13 protein-coding genes are annotated in these 15,956 nt (G+C 67.1%); 3 read left to right on the top strand and 10 right to left on the bottom strand.

Translation table 11 applies throughout. From position 1 onward, the window contains the following. The first annotated feature begins 6 nt into the window (after positions 1 to 6). Entirely contained in the window at positions 7 to 969 is a 963-nt protein-coding gene (locus ACTF4R_RS10425; protein ID WP_440007775.1) for an AIR synthase family protein, read from the top strand. A gap of 43 nt (positions 970 to 1,012) precedes the next feature. Here ACTF4R_RS10425 and ACTF4R_RS10430 read toward each other — a convergent pair whose 3' ends face one another. From ACTF4R_RS10430 to ACTF4R_RS10445, 4 genes are all read right to left on the bottom strand, one after another. Then, complete coding sequence (locus ACTF4R_RS10430; protein ID WP_440007776.1) at positions 1,013 to 2,182, bottom strand: SPFH domain-containing protein; 1,170 nt, start codon at positions 2,180 to 2,182, stop codon at positions 1,013 to 1,015. A gap of 102 nt (positions 2,183 to 2,284) precedes the next feature. Continuing rightward, positions 2,285 to 2,911 carry an NfeD family protein gene (locus ACTF4R_RS10435; protein WP_440007777.1) on the bottom strand — a complete coding sequence of 209 codons (627 nt, stop codon included), beginning with the start codon at positions 2,909 to 2,911 and terminating at the stop codon, positions 2,285 to 2,287. 147 nt (positions 2,912 to 3,058) lie between these two features. Continuing rightward, positions 3,059 to 5,047 (bottom strand): AMP-dependent synthetase/ligase, encoded by a 1,989-nt coding sequence (locus ACTF4R_RS10440; RefSeq protein WP_440007778.1) that lies wholly within the window; start codon positions 5,045 to 5,047, stop codon positions 3,059 to 3,061. Positions 5,048 to 5,152: 105 nt separating this feature from the next. Further along, entirely contained in the window at positions 5,153 to 6,070 is a 918-nt protein-coding gene (locus ACTF4R_RS10445; RefSeq protein WP_440007779.1) for an MBL fold metallo-hydrolase, read from the bottom strand. A 161-nt stretch (positions 6,071 to 6,231) separates the two neighbouring features. Between ACTF4R_RS10445 and serS the strand changes: the two genes are divergently transcribed. Next, on the top strand, positions 6,232 to 7,614 hold the full coding sequence (serS, locus tag ACTF4R_RS10450) for a serine--tRNA ligase (RefSeq protein WP_440007780.1): 1,383 nt from the start codon (positions 6,232 to 6,234) through the stop codon (positions 7,612 to 7,614). On the opposite strand, the gene ACTF4R_RS10455 is transcribed toward serS, so the two are convergent. The 6 genes from ACTF4R_RS10455 to ACTF4R_RS10480 all read right to left on the bottom strand — a co-directional run bounded on the left by ACTF4R_RS10455 (position 7,611) and on the right by ACTF4R_RS10480 (position 13,962). Beyond that, the gene (locus tag ACTF4R_RS10455) at positions 7,611 to 8,024 is read right to left on the bottom strand and encodes an EamA family transporter (RefSeq protein WP_440007781.1); all 414 of its coding nucleotides are present in this window, start codon (positions 8,022 to 8,024) and stop codon (positions 7,611 to 7,613) included. The two genes, serS and ACTF4R_RS10455, sit on opposite strands and share 4 nt — an antisense overlap. A 52-nt stretch (positions 8,025 to 8,076) precedes the next feature. After that, a complete protein-coding gene (locus ACTF4R_RS10460; protein ID WP_440007782.1) occupies positions 8,077 to 9,753 on the bottom strand; it encodes a glycoside hydrolase family 13 protein in 1,677 nt (558 codons plus the stop codon). 145 nt (positions 9,754 to 9,898) lie between these two features. Then, positions 9,899 to 12,103, bottom strand: a complete 2,205-nt coding sequence (gene purL / locus ACTF4R_RS10465) for a phosphoribosylformylglycinamidine synthase subunit PurL (RefSeq protein WP_440007783.1) — start codon at positions 12,101 to 12,103, stop codon at positions 9,899 to 9,901. 150 nt (positions 12,104 to 12,253) lie between these two features. Then, positions 12,254 to 12,847, bottom strand: a complete 594-nt coding sequence (locus ACTF4R_RS10470) for a DUF7344 domain-containing protein (protein WP_440007784.1) — start codon at positions 12,845 to 12,847, stop codon at positions 12,254 to 12,256. 565 nt (positions 12,848 to 13,412) lie between these two features. Further along, complete coding sequence (locus ACTF4R_RS10475) at positions 13,413 to 13,631, bottom strand: hypothetical protein (RefSeq protein WP_440007785.1); 219 nt, start codon at positions 13,629 to 13,631, stop codon at positions 13,413 to 13,415. Positions 13,632 to 13,635: 4 nt separating this feature from the next. After that, entirely contained in the window at positions 13,636 to 13,962 is a 327-nt protein-coding gene (locus ACTF4R_RS10480) for a HalOD1 output domain-containing protein (protein WP_113276971.1), read from the bottom strand. A 177-nt stretch (positions 13,963 to 14,139) separates the two neighbouring features. On the opposite strand from ACTF4R_RS10480, the gene ACTF4R_RS10485 reads away from it, so the two are divergent. Then, complete coding sequence (locus ACTF4R_RS10485; RefSeq protein ID WP_440007786.1) at positions 14,140 to 15,945, top strand: S9 family peptidase; 1,806 nt, start codon at positions 14,140 to 14,142, stop codon at positions 15,943 to 15,945. Positions 15,946 to 15,956 lie beyond the last annotated feature (11 nt).

The raw sequence follows: 15,956 nt of genomic DNA on the forward strand, positions 1-15,956 counted from the left end.
AGCGAGATGATCGGCAAACTCGACCCCGAGGCGCTCGGACTAGTTCTCTCGCGGACGGGCGCGAGCGACGACGACGTGCTGGTCGGGCCGCGATACGGCGAGGACGCGGCCGCGCTGCGGGTCGGCGACGAGACGCTGGTCGTCAGCTCCGACCCGCTCTCGCTGGCGCGCAAGCGCCTCGGAAGCCTGGCCGTCGACGTTGCGTGCAACGACGTGGCCGCCTGCGGCGCGAATCCGCGCTGGCTGACGAACGTCGTCTTTCTCCCTGACGACGACCCCGAGACCCTCGACGCGGTCACGGGCCAGATAGACGCCGCCGCCGAGTCCCTGGGCGTGTCGGTCGTCGGCGGTCACGCCGAGTACGCACCCGACCTCTCGCGTCCCACCGTCTCGATGACCTGCATGGGACTCGCGGACGAGTTCGTCCCGACGGGCGGGGTGAACCCCGGCGACCGCCTCGTGCTGACGAAGGGCGCGGGCATCGAGGGGACCGCCATCCTCGCGACCGACTTCCGCGACGAACTCGGCGAGGTGGCCGACGAACACGTCGAGAGCGCCGAGCACTTCTTCGACGAGATCAGCGTCGTCCCCGACGCGAACGTTCTCCGGGAGTACGCCACGGCGATGCACGACCCGACCGAGGGCGGCGTCGTGTCCGGCCTGCTGGAGATGGCGAGCGCGGCGGGTCTGCGCCTCGCTGTCGACCGCGACGCGGTGCCCGTCCGGGAGTCGACCCGTCGGCTCTGCGACGCGATGGGCGTCGACCCCCTCTCTATCTTCGGCTCCGGCGCGCTGCTGGCCGCGGTCCCCGAGGACCGCGTCGAAGCGGCGCTGGCCGCCCTCCACGAGGCGGGCATCGACGCCGCCGACGTCGGACGCGCGGTCGACGCCGACCAGTCTGCGCTCGCGATAGACGGCGAGGAGCTCCGGGAACCGCCGCGCGACGACCTCTACGCTCTCTGGGAGTAGGAAAATAGGATTCGGAGGTCAGTTCGCCGGGGCGCCGGGACGGTTACTTCTCGGTCTCCAGTTCTTCCTCGGAGACCTCCATCTCGTCGGGGTCCTCCATCTCCGCGTCCATCTCCTCGATGACCTCGTCGGCGCTCTTGATGTTCTTGGGGTCCTCGCCCTGCTTGATGGCCTGTGCCTCCTGCTCCATCGCTTCGACGTCCATCTCGGCCTCCTCGTCTATCTGGCCGAGAATCTCCTCGATGTTGTCGAGGCCGATGAGTTCGCGGGTCTCCTCGTCGAACTCCAGGCTGTCGAGCTGGTCGCCGTCGGTCTCGACGTCGCTGCCCGTGAGATGCTTGCCGTAGCGGCCGAGCATCGAGGACAGTTCCTGGGGGAGGACGAACGTCGTCGACTCGCCCTGACCGATGGACTCCAGCGTCTCCATCCCCTTGTCGATGACTGCACGCTCGCCCATCGACTCGGCGGACTTCGCCCGGAGCACGGTCGACACCGCGTCACCCTGCGCTTCCAGGATCTGGCTCTGCTTCTCGCCCTGCGCGCGGATGATGTTGGACTGCTTGTCACCTTCGGCCGTCTCGATGGCGCTCCGGCGTTCGCCCTGCGCTTCCAGGATCATCGCGCGGCGCTTGCGCTCCGCGGACGTCTGTTGCTCCATCGCCTGCTGGACGTCCTTGCTCGGGTTGACCTCCCGGACCTCGACGCTCTCGACGCGGATGCCCCACTCGTCCGTGGGTTCGTCGAGTTCCCGGCGGATCTTGGCGTTTATCTCCTGGCGCTTGTTGAGCGTGTCGTCCAGTTCCATGTCGCCGAGCACGGCGCGCAGCGTCGTCTGCGCGAGGTTGGAGACGGCGCGCTTGTAATCCTCGACCTCGAGATACGCCTTCTTCGCGTCCATCACCTTGATGTAGACGACGGCGTCGGCGGTGACCGGCGAGTTGTCACGCGTGATGGCCTCCTGGCGCGGCACGTCCAGCGTCTGGGTCCGCATGTCGAAGGTATGCGTGCGGCTGACGAACGGCGGGACGAAGTTGATGCCCGGTTCCAGCAGTTTCCGGTACTCGCCGAACACCGTCAGCGCGCGCTTCTCCGTCGCGTCGACGATCTCGACGGACTGCCAGATGGTGACGATGGCGAGGACCAGGAACAGCAGCGCGATTATCGTGAACGTCCCCCCGCCGGGAGCGCCCTGTAAGGGTACAACTGGTAGCATACCCGAATGTTAGGACGAGTACCTGTTAAGTATTCTGTCGTTCTCGGGGTCACGTTTCCCGGAAAATTCCGGCGGCGGTCGAATTCTGGCCGGCGACTGGAGTCAGGTGCCCTCGGTTTCGCGCTCGCGGTCGGTCTCGCCGCCGTCGCTCGTGCGCTCGTCGGCGTCTCGCCCGCGGGCGAGGTCGCGGTCGCCCTCGCCGTCGTGGCCGGTGCGTTCGTCGGCGTCTCGACCGCGGGCGAGTTCGCGGTCGATGCTGTCCTCGATGTGTCCGACCGGTTCGACCGTGAGGACGTTGCCGCCGCCGGGGTCGATGACCATCACCTCCGTGTCCTCCGGTATCTCGCCGTCCATCGAGCGCGCGGCGTAGTACGGGTTGAAGCCGCCGGCCTCCAGTTTCACCTGTCCCTCCGAGGGCGTCACGCGTTCGGTGACCGTGCCGGTCGCTCCCTTCAGCGAGTCCGAGTCGCTGGTGCGGCCCGTTCCCTTCCCGCCGTAGAGGTCGAGTTCACGGTATCCGTAGAAGGCGACGGCACCGAATCCGAGCACCAGCGCGGCGAGAATGAACGGCTGGGCCAGCGGAGGGAAGACGAGCGCGACGAGACCAGCGAGCAAGAGCGCCACGCCGAGGACGATGAAGTGCGCGCCGGGAATGAGCGCCTCCGCGAGCGCCACTCCTGCCCCGGCGATGACGAGCAAGAGCGGAAGCGAATCGAGCGGCGATGCCATGGTCGGACGTTAGCGTCGTGAACGTTAAGAGTTTGTGGAGACTTCGGCCACTCGACGTGAACGCCGTCGCCGAGATGCGGCCGTGACCAGTCGCGATGGCGTCGTTCGACCGGCCGCAAGGGTGCCGGCCGCCGGGAGCCGCCCCGATTACTCGGCGTAGATATCGTCGATGCGGTCGGCGAACCGGTCGAGGATGTTCCGGCGCTTCTTCTTCATCGTCGGCGTGAGCAGGTCGTTCTCCTCGGTGAACTCCTCGGGGACCAGACGGAACCGCTTTATCTGCTCGTAGGACTCGAACTGCTCGTTGACGCGGTCGACCTCCTCCTCGACCCACTCGTACACGCGGTCGTCCCGGGCGAGCGCCTCGCGGCTCTCGGGAAGGTCGACGCCCTCCTGGGTCGCCCGCTTGCGAATCTCCTCGAAGTTCGGGACGATGATGGCGCTGACGAACTTCTGTCCGTCGCCCGTCACCATGCACTGGTCGACGACGTCGCTGGCGGCGAACGCGTCCTCGATGGGTCCGGGCGCGACGTTCTTGCCCGTCGATAGCACGAGGATGCCCTTCGCGCGCTCGCGGAACTCGAGGTAGCCGTCGGGGCGAATCTCGACGATGTCGCCCGTCCTGAACCACTTCCCGGAAGCGCCGTCGGCTTTCAACTTCCCGTTCGCGTTGCTCGCGGGAACGTCCTCGGTGAACGCGTCCTCGGTCGCCTCGGGCCGGTTCCAGTAGCCGTCCGTGACGTTCGGACCCTTCACGAGCAGTTCGCCCACCTCGCCGTCGGCGTCGTCGAACGTCTCGCCGACCACGGCCGGGTCGACCGTGACCTGCTCGTCGACGACGGGCGGGCCGATGGTGCCTATCTTCGGCTCCTCGGGCGGGTTGACGGCGATGACCGGCGAGGTCTCGGTGAGGCCGTACCCCTCCAGGATGGGCAGCCCCATCCCGTGGTAGAGCCCACAGAGGTCGGCCGAGAGGCTGCCGCCGCCGCTGATGAGGAAGTCGACGTTACCGCCCAGTCCCTCTTTCACCTTGTCGAAGACGAGTCTGTCCGCGAGCGCCTTCTTCGCGCGCAGACCGAGCCCCGGGTCCGCCGTCTCGTGGTACGTCCGGCCAACGTCAGTCGCCCAGTCGAAGATGCGACGCTTGAGTTCGGTCTCCTCGGCCTGCGACCGGATGGCGTCGTAGATGCGCTCGTAGACGCGCGGGACGCTCGTGCCGGTCGTCGGCCGGACGGCCTGGAAGTCGTCCCGGAGCGTGTCCGGACTCTCGGCGTACGCGACGGTCGCGCCGCTGGCGAACATCAGGAAGTGGCCGGCCATCCGTTCGAAGACGTGGGCCAGCGGCAGGAACGAGACGGTGCGCGACGCCTCGTCGATGACCGGCACGTCCTTGTCCGGGCGCGGGCCGAACCGCCTGCGACACTGGTTGACGTTCGACCGGAAGTTCCAGTGGGAGAGCCGGACCCCCTTCGGCTGGCCGGTCGTGCCGCTGGTGTAGATGAGCGTGGCGAGGTCCCCGGGGTCGCGGTCGTCGAGCCACGACTCGTAGGTCTCGCGGTCGAAGGCCTCGGCGCCGCGGTCGTGGACCGCAGCGAGGCTGTAGACGTCGTCGCGGTCGCGAGCGTCGTGGTCCGCCGGGAGGCGGTCCATCACGACGACGAACGACAGGTCGAGGTCGGCGGCGTCGACGCGGTCCAGCAGTTCTGCGTTCTCGACGACGACGCCGGACGCGTCGGGGTCGTCGAGCAGGTACTCGACCTGCGAGACCGACGAACTCCGGTAGACGGTCGTGACGACCGCGCCGGCGGCGAGCAGACCGAAGTCGCACTGGGCCCACTCCATCCGGGTGTCCGCGAAGATGCCGACGCGGTCGTCGGGCGCGACGCCGAGGTCCCGGAAGCCGGCGGCGAGGTTCCGGACGACGTCGCGCATCTCGGCGTACGACAGCGTGCGGAACTCGCCGGACGGGGCCGCCGGAAGCGCGGCGTCGGTGAGCGAACGGTCGTAGACGCCGCCCTTGTACTGCTGGGCGGGTCGGTTCTCGTGTCGCGCCGCGCTCTCCTCGAACATCCGGGGGAGCGTGGTCCGGTCGATGACCGGGTCCGTGTACTCCGCCTCCGCGTCTCGCCACTCCATACCAACCCGTTCAGAGCCCCCCGCCATTAAGCTGGTGTAGAACTCCCGGGAAGTTTGGTCTCGTTGTATCCCGGCGACGTCGCCGTCGGTCCCCGGACTGGCGGCTCACTCCTCGTCGCGCACGTCGAGGTAGCGAAGAACGCCGCGGACGTTCATCGCCGTCTCTGCCTCCGCCTTCGTCGCCCCCCAGACGTCGGACATCTCCTGTTCCGCGACGAAGTGGTCGATTACCGCCTCGTCGTCGCCGAGTTCGGCCCGCTTCTCCGCGACCGCCTCGACCCACGACGACAGGACGTCCTCGTACTCGTCCATCGCCGCGTCGGAGTACGGTCGCGGCCCGAAGTGGGGGTACAGCAGCGTCGTCGGCGTCAGTTCGCGGATGGTCTCGACGTCGTCGAGACACGCCTCCAGGTCGAAGTTCGGCGGCGGCGACGTCTCCCGTATCCGTTCGACGCTCGGCACCCAGATGCCGGCCGCGTCCGCGGTGAACAGGGCGTCGTTCGCCGGGTCGTAGAAGACGACCTGGTGTGGCGCGTGGCCCGGCGCGTGAATCGTGCGGAGCTGGTGGTCGCCGAGGTCGATAACGTCGCTGTCGGTCAGTTCGACGACGCGGTCCTCCGGAACGGGTTCGGGTTCGACGTAGAACTGCCACTGGTTCCCGACTGCACGTTTCGTTCCCTCGACGAGTCGCTCGGGGTCCACGAGGTGGCGTGCGCCGCTCTCGTGGACGTACACGTCGGCGTTCGGGCACTCTTCGGCGAGGAACCCCGCGCCGCCTGCGTGGTCCAGGTGGACGTGCGTCGGCGCGATGACCGCCACGTCCTCTCGCGCGATGCCGATCTCGTCGAGGGCGTCGAGGATGCGCTCGTAGTGGGTGCCGATGCCCGTGTCGACGATGGCCGGACGTTCGGCGTCGAGGACGTACACCGCTCCGTACGCCTCGGTGTCGTACATCCCGGTGTCGACGTAGTAGAGGTCTTCGCAGCCGCCGGTCGTGACTTCGTGCACGTCTCCGATTGCCATACTTGCGTTCGCGTCGGCGAGTGGCAAAAGTGATTCGCGTCGGGCGGGACAGGCGGGCGGCGAGGCGGTGGTGGCGAGGTGGCGCGCCGGCGGCCGTGGCCCGCCACGTGGTCGCACGAACGATACGGTTTTTTGCAACCACACTGAAAATCGGAGTAGAAATGCTCGACAGGAGGTACGTGCGAGAGCACCCGGAGGAGGTCCGACGGGCGCTCGAAACGAAAGGGGTCGAGGACGTGGACCTCGACGTAGTACTGGAGATCGACGAAGAGTGGCGCGAACTGAAGGCGCGCGGCGACGACTTGCGCCACGAGCGCAACGAGGTCAGCCAGACCATCGGCGAACTGAAGCAGGACGGAAGAGACGAGGAGGCCCAGGAGGCAATCGACCGCTCGCAGGAGTTGAAGGCGGAACTCGAGCGCGTCGAGGACCGCGCCGACGAACTGAAGGCGGAACTCGACGAAGCGATGCTCGAACTTCCGAACCTCCCCCACGAGTCCGTGCCCGTCGGCGAAGACGAGAGCGACAACGTGGAACGGTACCGCGAGGGGTTCGACGACCTTCGGGACCTCCCCGACGACGTGATTCCGCATTACGAACTCGGTGAGGACCTCGACATCCTCGACTTCGAGCGCGGTGCGAAGGTGACCGGCGGCGGGTTCCAGTTCGTCAAGGGCGACGGCGCTCGCCTCGAGTACGCGCTCATGCAGTTCATGCTCGACGTTCACCGCGAGCAGGGGTACACCGACGTCTTCCCACCGATTCCGGTCAACAGCGCCTCGATGCAGGGCACCGGTCAGTTGCCGAAGTTCGCCGAGGACGCCTACCGCATCGGCGCGCGTCAGGACGACGAGTACGACGACGACGACCTCTGGTTGCTCCCGACGGCGGAGGTGCCGGTGACGAACATGTACCGCGACGAGATTCTGCTCGACGACGACCTCCCGCTCAAGCATCAGGCGTTCTCGCCGAACTTCCGCCGGGAGGCCGGCGAACACGGGACCGAGACCCGGGGGTACGTCCGCGTCCACCAGTTCAACAAGGTCGAGATGGTGAACTTCGTCCGTCCCGAGGAGAGCTACGACCGTCTCGAAGGCCTGCTCTCGGAGGCCGAGGCGGTCCTCGAGCGCCTCGGTCTTCCGTACCGCGTGCTCACGATGTGCACCGGTGACATGGGCTTCCAGCAGGCGAAGAAGTACGACGTCGAAGTGTGGGCCCCGGGCGACGACATGGAGGACGGCCCCGAGGAGGGCGGTCGCTGGCTCGAGGTGTCGTCGGTGTCGAACTTCGAGGACTTCCAGGCCCGACGGGCCGGCCTGCGCTACCGGCCGGACCGCCACGAGTCGGCCGAGTACCTCCACACGCTCAACGGGTCGGGACTCGCGCTGCCGCGCGTGATTGTGGCCATCCTCGAGTACTACCAGAACGACGACGGCACCGTGACGATTCCGGAGGTCCTGCGGCCGTACATGGGCGGTCAGGAGGTCATCGAGGGCCACGAGAAGGTCGGCGAGAGCGCGCTCGGCGCGGGCGAGAAGGACTAGCTCGTCGTCAGGTAGACGCCGATTGCGGCCAGCAGGATGCCGACCGCCTTCCGCCAGGAGAGGGGGTCGTGGAGGAAGACGACGCCCAGCAGCGAACTGCCGACGAGGAACATGCCGAAGATGGGGACGACGACGCTGACTGGCCCTGCACCGAGCGCCTGGTAGTAGGCGATGATGCCGATGGAGAGGAAGACGCCGGCGGCGTACATGTAGACGGCGTTCTCGCCGACGAGGTACGCCGCGACCGGTTGGTCGCGGTAGACGATGACGGCCGCGGCCGACAGCGCGAGCATGCTGTTTGCAATCAGTGCGACGACGGTGCTCGGAATCTCGTTGGTCGCGAGGCTCACCAGCGGCGTGAAGATGGAGTAGCCGACGAGCGCCACGACCGCCCACGCGAGGTAGTTCACGACGATGGAGTCGGACCCCGAGACACCTATCGGTTGGGATATCGTCGCCGGGTCACGTCAGTCGGTACACCCGCGCCTCGTAGGGACGTAGCTCGAAGGACCGGGGGTCGTGGCCCGCCACGGCGTAGTTCCCGACCATCAGTTCCGCCTCGTCGTAGGTCACGTCCATCGGGAGCGTGAACGTCGGCGTGCTCTCCGTGAAGTTGAGGACGACGAGCGCCCGTTCGTCGTCGAGGGTGCGCAGGTAGGCGTAGACGTCGGGGTCCTCCTCGAGCAGCAGGTCGTACTCCCCGTAGACGAGCACGTCGTTCTCGTGGCGCAGGTCTATCAGGTTCCGGTAGTAGTGCCAGATGGACTCCTCGTTGGCCATCGCCTCGTCGACGTTGACCGTCTCGTGGTCCGGGTTGACGGGAATCCACGGCTCGCCGTCGGTGAAGCCGGCGTACTGCTCGTCGCTCCACTGCATCGGCGTCCGGGCGTTGTCCCGGCTCCGGTGGCGGACGACGTCCTTGACGTCGTCGAAGTCGTAGCCCTCGCTCCGTTTGCGCTCGACGAAGTTCCGCGCGCTCACGTCCCGGACCTCCTCGACGCTCTCGAAGGGGTAGTTCGTCATGCCGATCTCGTCGCCCTGGTAGACGTACGTCGTCCCGCGGAGGGTGAAGAGCATCGTCGCGAGCATCTTCGCCGACTCGATGCGGTAGACGCCGTCGTCACCGAACCGCGACACCATCCGCGGCCAGTCGTGGTTGCCGAGGTAGGCGCTGTTCCACCCCTCGCCCTCCAGTTCCGTCTGCCACTTCGTGAACACGCGCTTGAACTCCGGCAGCGACCACTCGCCCATCGTCCAGCGACTCCCGTCCTCGCCGTAGTCGAGCGTGACGTGCTCGAAGTGGAAAATCATGTTCAGCCCGTCGCCGTCCGGACCGAGGTACTGCTTCGCCTCGTCGACGGTCGCGCCCGGCATCTCACCGACCGTCATCACGTCGCGGCCCTGCAGCACCTCCTCGTACATCTCCCGGATGTAGTCGTGGACGTGCGGCCCGCCCATGAAGTGTTCGTTGCCGACCCACCCCGAGTCGGGGTCGCCGTCCGGCAGTCCCTCGGCCTTCGATACGAGGTCGATGACGTCCATCCGGAAGCCGTCGATGCCCTTCTCCAGCCACCACTCCATCATGTCGTAGACGCGCTGGCGCACCTCGGGGTTGTCCCAGTTGAGGTCCGGCTGTTTCTCGTCGAAGAGGTGGAGGTAGTACTCGCCGGTCCGCTCGTCGTAGGTCCACGCGGACCCGCCGAACGCCCCCTCCCAGTTGTTCGGCGGACCGCCGTCCTCGCCCTCCCGCCAGATGTAGTAGTCGCGGTAGTCGCTGTCTTTCGACTCGCGGGACTTCCGGAACCACTCGTGTTCGTCGGAGGTGTGATTGACAACGAGGTCCATGATGAGTCGGATGTCGCGGTCGTGCAGCGCGGCGAGCAACCGCTCCCAGTCGTCCATCGTCCCGAACTCGTCCATTATCGACCGGTAATCGCTGATGTCGTAGCCGTTGTCGGCGTTCGGCGACTCGTACACCGGGTTGAGCCAGACGACGTCGACGCCGAGTTCGTCCAGGTAGTCGGCCTTCTCGGTGATGCCGGGGATGTCACCGACGCCGTCGCCGTCCGAGTCGCGAAAGCTCCGGGGATAAATCTGATACACCGTGGCTTCTTTCCACCACTCTCGTTCCACGTCCATCGGTTTCACGTGACGAGTTCAGACCCTTAGGCGTACTTGCCGGTCAGGAACAGTCCGAAAGACCGTTGAAAACCGGTCGGCCGCCGCAGCGTCGCGGGTCGTCACCGCCGCCGCGCCGAACCGGGCGAACGGGGACGAAGCGTCCTCAGTCGAGTTCGCGCGCCAGCACGTCCCGCAGGTCGGCTATCTCGTCGGCCGAGCGGCGCAGCGACGCCCCGCCGACCGACAGGTCGAGCGCGCCGGAGTCGTCGGCGCTGCCGAGCGCCGTCACGGGTGCGACGCCGTCGAAGGCGTCCCGGACCGCCTCGGGGGCGGTCGTCTCGACGACGGCACGGCCCGGCAGTTCGCCGAACAGCAGTTCCGCGGGGCCGGCGTCGTCCGCGTCGAGTTCGACGGACGCACCGGCCTCGGCTGTGACCATCTCGGAAAGCGTCACCGCGAGGCCGCCGTCGCTCACGTCGTGGACCGCGAGCGTGCCGTCCCCGTCGGCCACCTCGCGGAGCGCGTCCACTACGGCGGCGGGGTTCGCCGGCAGTTCCGGGAAGCGGTCGCTGCCGCCGACCTGCGCGAGGTACTCCGACCCGCCGAGCGCGCTCGCGGCGGGACCCCCGACGAGCAGGAGGTCGCCCTCGCCCGAGAGCGCGCTCGGCGGTGCGTCGTACCCCGGTTTCGTTCCGGTCATCGCCAGCGTCGGCGTCGGCGGGATGGGGCCGGACGGCGAGTCGTTGTACAGCGAGACGTTGCCGCCGACGACCGGCACGCCGAGTGCCGAACACGCGTCGGCGAGCCCGTCGACGACGGCGGAGAAGCCGCCGTACACCTCCGGTTTCTCCGGGTTCCCGCCGTTCAGGCAGTCGACCGCCGCGAGCGGGCTCGCACCCTTCGCCGCGAGGTTCGTCGCGTTCTCCAGCGCGACCGCCCTCGCACCCTCGTAGGGGGCGACGTCGGTCCAGTTGGGGTTCGCGCCCGCCGAGACGGCGAGGCCGATTCCCGTCTCCCCGTCGTCGCTGCTCGCCTCGTCGATGCCCTCGCTTCGCTCGCGCCTCGCACCGCTCGCCTCTCGGATGGCCATCACGGCCGCGTCGTCGCCCGGTGGCGTCGCGGTCCGGGTGCCGACCTCGTGGTCGTACTGGCGGTACACCCAGCGCTTGCTCGCGCAGTTGGGCGACCCGACGACGGCCTCGAACGCCGCGTCCAGGTCGGCGTCGGGCAGGTTCCGCTCCGGTCTCTCGGGGGTCTCGGCGGGCAGGTCGTTCGTCGGCGCGCCGTCGCCGAGGAACTCGGCGGGAGCGTCGACGACCGTCTCGCCCTCGAACGTGCACACGTAGTTCCCCTCGGTCACCTCGCCGATGACCGAACAGCCGAGGTCGTACTTCTCCGCGACCGCGCGCACGGCGTCGACGTTCTCGGGGCGGACCTCGTAGCACATCCGTTCCTGTGACTCCGCGAGCAGTATCTCGAAGGCGTTCATGTTCGGCTCGCGCTGGTGGACCGCCTCCAGGCGAATCTCGGCCCCGAGACCGCCCTTGGCCACCATCTCGCTCGACGCGCCGCCGAGGCCGGCCGCGCCGAGGTCGCGAGCCGCCTCGACGAGGTCGCCGTCGACGAGTTCCTCGTTCGCCTCGACGAGGAGTTTCTCCGTGTAGGGGTCGCCGACCTGGACCGCGGGGCGGTCTTCGGTCTCGGCGTCCTCGTCCAGGTCCTCGCTGGCGAAGCTCGCGCCGCCGAGTCCGTCCCGACCGGTCGCGTTACCGACGAGGACGAGTTCGTTTCCGACCTCCTTCGCGTCCGCGGTGACGAGGCGGTCGGCGTCGAGCAGACCGACGCAGGCGACGTTGACGAGCGGGTTGCCCTCGTAGTCGGCGTGGAACTGCGTGCTCCCGCCGACGGTGGGGACCCCGATGGAGTTACCGTAGTCGCTGATGCCCTCGACGACGCCGTCCAGCAGGTAACGGGAGTGCTCCCGGTCGAAGTCGCCGAAGTAGAGGCAGTCCGCGAGCGCGATGGGGTACGCTCCCATCGACAGCGTGTCGCGGACGATGCCGCCGACGCCCGTCGCCGCGCCGTCGTAGGGGTCCACGAACGAGGGGTGGTTGTGGCTCTCGATGCCCATCGTTATCCACGTCTCCGTCTCGCCGGCGTCGCCCGGCAGCGCGACGACCGCCGCGTCGTCGCCGGGACCGACGACGACGTGTTCGCCGTCCCCGTCGAACGCGGTCAGCAGGGGCTGAGAGGAGCGGTACGCGCAGTGTTCGCTCCAGAGGTTCTCGAAGAGGGCCTCCTCGGCCCGGGTCGGATCGCGGCCCAGTTCCGCGACGACCAGTTCTCGATCCGAGTCGGACAGGGTCATTCACTCTCCTGTACAGACAGGGCGGATTAATGCCTTTCCATGTGCAGGTGCGTGTATACTCCCTGGGTCACGCGACGATAGCGGTACCGGGTGGTCTGGACCGGTGGTCGAGAAGCGAACGTCGTTCAGCGGTCCCCGGTCGGGGGAGCGTCATCGAAACCAGCGTCGGTCGCCGAACTCCAGCGCGAAGTCGGGGGTCGTCCCCCGGAAGCGCCGCTGCCAGCAGTAGCGGTCGTAGACGTGTGCCAGCGCGGTGGTCGCGAACAGGCCGAGAAGGACAGTCGTAACGGCGAGAGACGAGACCGTGAGGACGCCGATCCACGTGGCGGCGACGAGCGTACCGCCCAGTCCCGACAGCAGGAGATAGAAGCGATGCCAGGGGAGTGTCGTCCCAGAGTCGTTCGCGAGGTAGAGTTCGAAGTCCTGCGCGCTGTCGGTGAACGAGACCTCCTTCGAATGGCGGTCGTACGAGACGATGCCAATCTCCTCGAGTTTCGGCAGATGTGTCTGATACAGCGCACTGTACACCGACTTGCGCTGTTCCGGAGAGACGTCCTCGATGGCGATGTTGTTCTCCCAGGCAGCGACCTGCTCGGCGAGTTCACCGAGCTGGACCGGTCGACCGCGTTCGTTGAGATGATACAGGACGTATCTGCGTCGAAGATTTTTTACCGCATCGTACACCTCGTCTTTCGAGAAATCACGGGAACTGGTCCCTGTTGGTTCTGAGCGTGTCGTCGACATTACTCCCACCCGGTTCTGTGGTGACGCCGAACGTCCGGATAAAGCGAGGACTCCGTTCAACCCGTATCCAGCGATGTCACACATCGCTGAACGATTCGGGTTTCGGCAAAGTAGTATTGAACCCTTCGACGAACGTCAGAATGGTATCGGCGATTCCAGTTCCGTCGTCATCGATTCAATCGTCCGTTGTCGTGCCGCCATCACAGCCGGGCCGACGGGCGTGGAGGTTGCCGACCGTGCGTCGTGGGACCGGCGGCACCCGTCCACGGCCACGCGTCGACCCGGCCAGCGTCGAGGCTCGGGCACGCTCGCTCCGGTTCCGACGCCGGTCGTTCGGTCGCTCCGCCGCTCGCGCGTTCGACGGCGCGTTCGCCACGCCCCGTTCGCCGGCCCGGTACGGGGAACGCTGCCGGCCGACGAGTTACGTGTCCAGTAACGACGGCGACGTCGCTCGAAACGCGACGTTTCCGGGAGACCCGTCGCCTCGGAGCGCGGTGACTGCCGGCGGTCGCCGGACCAGCCCGGAGAGAGTCGATAGAAGAGTTCGCAGGGTAGACGCCGGAGGTCAGATTCGCTCGTCGCGGATATCTTCCGGCGGAGCCGGATTCCCGCGACCGTCGACGTCGTCGAGATACGTTATCTCGATCATCACGTCTGGGACCCCGTCCTCGGACGGGCGGATCGTCCACGAGCGGTCGAAGTCGATGCCGTTTCGGGCACTCGTCGCGACGAGGTCGGTCAGTCGTTTTTCGAACTCGTCCAGCGATATCAGTTCTTCCGGCACACTTCTAACACCCGGATCCGTCGGGCGCGAGCTGGTCCTTGCTGTGATACACCTGTATCGTTCCCGTCGTGTCGATGCGGACCGTACATCCGTTCAGCGGGAACTGGACCTGTGCGATGTCGTGACCGACCGAGAACGATTCGAAGAGGCTCTCCAGCGCGTCGCAGTCGACCGTCTCCTGCAGTGGTGGGAGTTCCTCCAGCGGCGTGTCGGTCACCTCCGCGACCGCTTTGCTTATGCCGACGACGAGACCGTCCGTTCGGTCGGCGTCGTACGTGAACTCCTGTATCAGCTCACCGCCATTGTTCGTATCCGAAGATGTCACATCCATAGTATATGCCTGTACCTGGTTCAATTCAATCTATCGGTCCTCCAAAGGCTATTGGTTATCAAATCCATCCTTTAAGTATAGTGAGATATAATTATGCTTATCGTATCCGTTTCCCGGACGAGTGACACGTTACCGGAGCCCGAAGGGATTTGAGCGTCCCATCGCAAGAAGCGCTCGATGACCGACTACGACCTCGAACGTTACCTGAACGTCCGAAGTGCCCACGGCGCTTCGTTCGGCCCCGACGGCGACCGGCTGGCGTTCCTGCTCGACGCGACGGGCGTTCCGCAGGCGTGGCTGCTCGACGAACCGCGGTCGTGGCCCGAACAGCTCACCTTCTACGAGGAACGAGTGACCTTCGTCTCGTGGTCGCCCGAGCGCGACGAACTCGTCTTCGGCATGGACGAGGGCGGCAACGAACGCGCCCAGCTCTTCCGGCTCGACGGGGACGGAGAGACCATCGAGCCCCTGACGGACATGCCCGACGCGAAACACCGCTGGGGCGGCTGGAACTCCGACGGTTCGCGGTTCGCCTTCACCTCCAACCGTCGCGACGAAGCGGTGTTCGACGTGTACGTCCAGGACCGCGACGGCCGGGGCGACGACGCCGAGATGGTGTACGAGGGCGACGGCTGGCTCACCGTCGCCGGCTGGAGTCCCGACGACGACCGCCTCGTCGTCAGCGAAGCCCACTCCAGTTTCGACCAGGACCTCTACGTCCTCGACCTCGACTCGGGCGACCTCGACCACGTCACGCCCCACGAGGGCGACGTGCGATACCAGAGCGTGGAGTGGGGGCCGGACGGCGACGCGCTCTACCTCGTCACCGACGAGGGCGCCGACACGATGTACCTCGCCCGCCTCGACCTCGACGCGACGGAGATATCGGTCGTCGAGGAGGGCGGCGACTGGAACGTCGACGGTGTCGCGCTCGACGAGGACACCGGTCGGCTCGTCTACTCGCGCAACGTGGACGGGTACACCGACCTCACGGTCGGCGAACTCACCAGCGAGCGGTCGCTGCGGGAGTTCCCGACGCCGAACCTGCCGCGGGGCGTCGCGGGCGGCGTCAGCTTCGGCCCGGACGCCGAACGGTTCGCCATCACGGTCACGGGGAGCACGAACAACACGAACGTCTACGTCGTCGAGACCGAGACCGGCAACGCCGAGCGCTGGACCGACGCCTCGACCGCCGGCATCCCGTCGGAGACGTTCGTCCGGCCGCAGCTCGTCCACTACGAGACGTTCGACGGCCGCGATATTCCCGCGTTCTTCTCCGTGCCCGACGACGCCGTGGACGGCGAGACGCCCGTCGTCGTCGATATCCACGGCGGACCGGAGTCCCAGCGTCGCCCCTCGTTCCACGCCGTCAAGCAGTACTTCCTCAATCGCGGGTACGCCTACTTCGAGCCGAACGTCCGCGGGTCCTCCGGCTACGGCCGGGAGTACACGCACCTGGACGACGTGGAGAAGCGGATGGACTCGGTCGCCGACGTCGAGGCCGGCGTGGAGTGGCTCCACGACCATCCCGCGGTCGACCCCGACCGCATCGTCGCCATGGGCGGCTCCTACGGCGGCTTCATGGTGCTCGCGGCGCTCACCGAGTACCCCGACCTCTGGGCGGCCGGCGTCGACGTCGTCGGCATCGCCAACTTCGTCACGTTCCTGGAGAACACCGGCGACTGGCGACGCGAGCTGCGCGAGGCCGAGTACGGGTCCCTGGAGGACGACAGGGAGTTCCTCGAATCGGTCAGCCCCATCAACAACATCCGGAACATCGAGGCACCGCTGTACGTCCTCCACGGCGAGAACGACCCCCGCGTACCGGTCGGCGAAGCAGAACAGATAGCCGACGAGGCCGCCGAACAGGGCGTCCCCGTCGATAAACTCATCTTCCCCGACGAGGGCCACGGGTTCACGAAGCTGGAGAATCGCATCGAGGCGTACACCTCCATCGCGGACTTCCTCGACGAACACGTCTGAACCCAGCGGAG

The organism is Halomicrococcus pelagicus (assembly GCF_051917725.1).
Classification (GTDB): Archaea; Halobacteriota; Halobacteria; order Halobacteriales; family Haladaptataceae; genus Halomicrococcus.

Bases quoted from the DNA above. Each gene is read 5' to 3' on its own strand.
- ACTF4R_RS10425 (WP_440007775.1), top strand. From the start codon at position 7: ATGATCGGCAAACTCGACCCCGAGGCGCTCGGACTAGTTCTCTCGCGG.
- ACTF4R_RS10430 (WP_440007776.1), bottom strand. From the start codon at position 2,182: ATGCTACCAGTTGTACCCTTACAGGGCGCTCCCGGCGGGGGGACGTTC.
- ACTF4R_RS10435 (WP_440007777.1), bottom strand. From the start codon at position 2,911: ATGGCATCGCCGCTCGATTCGCTTCCGCTCTTGCTCGTCATCGCCGGG.
- ACTF4R_RS10440 (WP_440007778.1), bottom strand. From the start codon at position 5,047: ATGGAGTGGCGAGACGCGGAGGCGGAGTACACGGACCCGGTCATCGAC.
- ACTF4R_RS10445 (WP_440007779.1), bottom strand. From the start codon at position 6,070: ATGGCAATCGGAGACGTGCACGAAGTCACGACCGGCGGCTGCGAAGAC.
- serS (WP_440007780.1), top strand. From the start codon at position 6,232: ATGCTCGACAGGAGGTACGTGCGAGAGCACCCGGAGGAGGTCCGACGG.
- ACTF4R_RS10460 (WP_440007782.1), bottom strand. From the start codon at position 9,753: ATGGACGTGGAACGAGAGTGGTGGAAAGAAGCCACGGTGTATCAGATT.
- purL (WP_440007783.1), bottom strand. From the start codon at position 12,103: ATGACCCTGTCCGACTCGGATCGAGAACTGGTCGTCGCGGAACTGGGC.
- ACTF4R_RS10470 (WP_440007784.1), bottom strand. From the start codon at position 12,847: ATGTCGACGACACGCTCAGAACCAACAGGGACCAGTTCCCGTGATTTC.
- ACTF4R_RS10480 (WP_113276971.1), bottom strand. From the start codon at position 13,962: ATGGATGTGACATCTTCGGATACGAACAATGGCGGTGAGCTGATACAG.
- ACTF4R_RS10485 (WP_440007786.1), top strand. From the start codon at position 14,140: ATGACCGACTACGACCTCGAACGTTACCTGAACGTCCGAAGTGCCCAC.